Source organism: Parasphingorhabdus sp. (assembly GCF_049667325.1).
In the GTDB taxonomy this organism is placed as follows: Bacteria; Pseudomonadota; Alphaproteobacteria; order Sphingomonadales; family Sphingomonadaceae; genus Parasphingorhabdus.
Map to the genome: position 1 here is coordinate 1 of NZ_JBATHY010000060.1, position 2,398 is coordinate 2,398.

Annotated in this window: 1 protein-coding gene and 1 pseudogene; both read left to right on the top strand. The window is 59.8% G+C overall.

Going from position 1 to position 2,398, the window contains the following annotated elements; all coding sequences use genetic code 11:
• Window positions 1-500 (top strand): annotated as a pseudogene (locus WBM93_RS03330) (radical SAM family heme chaperone HemW); the annotation flags it as partial.
• An 86-nt stretch (window positions 501-586) separates the two neighbouring features.
• The gene (locus tag WBM93_RS03335) at window positions 587-2,374 is read left to right on the top strand and encodes a long-chain-acyl-CoA synthetase (RefSeq protein WP_424428134.1); all 1,788 of its coding nucleotides are present in this window, start codon (window positions 587-589) and stop codon (window positions 2,372-2,374) included.
• Window positions 2,375-2,398: the final 24 nt, after the last annotated feature.

A 2,398-nucleotide genomic window follows, 5' to 3' on the forward strand; every position in this document is an offset into this window, starting at 1 on the left:
ATTGCGCCGACCTGTTCGAATTGAACCGTGACGTCATGACGGCGGCTGGCCTGCCCGCCTACGAGATCAGCAACCACGCGAAACCCGGTCAGGAAAGCCGCCACAATCTGACCTACTGGCGCTATCAGGATTATATCGGCATCGGCCCCGGCGCGCACGGGCGGCGGCTGGAAAGCGCGACCGAGCGGCACAGGAAGCCAGAGAATTTTCTGTCGGCGGTGGAGCGCAACGGGACCGGGCTGAAAGTGGAACAGGCGCTGTCGGCGGAGACGCGGGCGATGGACGCGCTGATGATGGGGCTACGGCTGGCGGAGGGCGTGGATCTGGTGGATTTGGCAGCGAAGACGGGGTTGTCGGCGGCGGAGATGGTGGATGGGGCGGAAGTAGAGACGCTGGCCGGGCTTGGTTTTGCCGAGCGGCGGGGGGATCGTTTGACGATCCTGCCGAAGGGCATGCCGTTGCTTGATGCGTTGTTGCCGAAGATTATCGCAGACGACTGAAATGCCGCGCCGTGTTCTATCGCGCAACGGCGTTGAATATTATCTGCTTAGCTGTCAAGATCAGGCAAAATAGCCGGAGAGACAGTATGGGCCTATTCAGCGTCATCAAACGTGAAGTCGCATTCACCCGCTCGCTCAAGGGCTTGATGGCGCAGTTCGACGAGCTGGATCCCACCAACAATGTCCTGATCACCGACGATATTGAAGCCACCATTGCCGCCTATCCGGACAATGTCGCCTTTCATTTCGAAGGCGAGACCGTCACCTATGCCCAGTTCGAGGCGCGGGCCAACCGGATCGCCCATTGGGCGCTGTCGCAAGGCTATCAAGCCGGAGACACGGTTGCATTGTTCATGGAAAATGCGCCCGATTTTGTCGCGACCTGGTTTGGCCTGTCCAAGGTCGGCGTGGTGACAGCGATGATCAACAGCAATCTCGACGGCGCCGGGCTTGCCCATTGCCTCAATATTGTCGCGACCAGGGCGGTGATTACCAGCGCCGATCTGGCGCCGCGGGTCGCCAAAATTTCGGCCCAGCTGGAAGGCTCTCCGGTCCTGTGGGACTGGGATGGCGCGGTAGGCAAGGACCTGAATGCCGCACTGGCCACGCTCCCCGCCGAGCGGCCCGACCATAGCCACCGCGCCCATCTCACCGGCAAGGACCTGTTTCTCTATGTCTACACATCGGGCACCACCGGCCTGCCCAAGGCTGCCCGCATTTCCCATGCCCGCGCCCGGCGCAGCTTCCGCATTGCCATCCCGACCTGTCCGATCACGCCGGAAGACCGGGTCTATATCACCCTGCCCCTCTATCATGTGACCGGTGGTTTTCTCGGCCTTGGCGGGGCCTTGCTGAGCGGGGCCTCGGTTATATTGCGCCGCAAATTTTCGGCGTCGCAATATTGGGATGATGTGGCGGACAATGGCGCGACCGTGATTGTCTATATTGGCGAGCTGTGCCGCTATCTGCTCAACCAGCCGAAACATGCCAAAGAACGGGCGCACAAGCTTCGGGTCGGCATCGGCAATGGCCTGCGCTCCGACATCTGGCAGAAATTTGTCGACCGCTTTCATGTCCCCAAGCTGCTGGAAATCTATGGCTCGACCGAGGGCAATATTTTCCTGATGAATTTCGATGGCAAGATTGGCGCGGTCGGCCGTATTCCCAAATATCTAGAAAAGAAGTTCGGCGACGTCCGGATTGTCAAATTCGATGTCGCCGAGGAACAGCCGATCCGCGGCGATGACGGCTTTTGCATCATGGCCGACTGGAGTGAAGCGGGCGAGCTGATCGGGCGGATCGACAGCGGTGGGCCATCGGATTTTACCGGTTATCAGGACAAGGAAGCAACCGAGAAGAAGATCCTTCGCGACGTATTTGAGAAAGGCGACGCCTGGTTCCGTTCCGGCGATCTGATGAGCCGCGACCGCGCCGGCTATATCTATTTCAAGGACCGGATCGGCGACACATTCCGCTGGAAAGGGGAGAATGTCGCGACCAATGAAGTTGCCGAGATGCTGACGCAATATCCGGGGATCAGGACTGCCAATGTCTATGGGGTCGCGGTGCCCGGCACCGATGGCCGGGCGGGCATGGCGTCGCTGACCACCGCCGATGATTTCGATATTTCGGGGCTGCGCGCTTTTCTGGCCAACGAATTGCCGCATTATGCGGTGCCTTTGTTCATCCGGCTCGAACCGGAAGCACAGACCACCGGCACGTTCAAATATCGCAAGGTCGAGCTGGTCGAGGATGGTTTTGATGTCAAGCGGGTCGAGGATCCGATCTGGTTCGCGATGCCGGGGGTGGATGGCTATGAGCGGCTGACCGGGGCGGAGCATGCGAAAATACAGGCGGGGGATTATCGTTTGTAGTGCGTGCTCCGCACTTGATGCGGA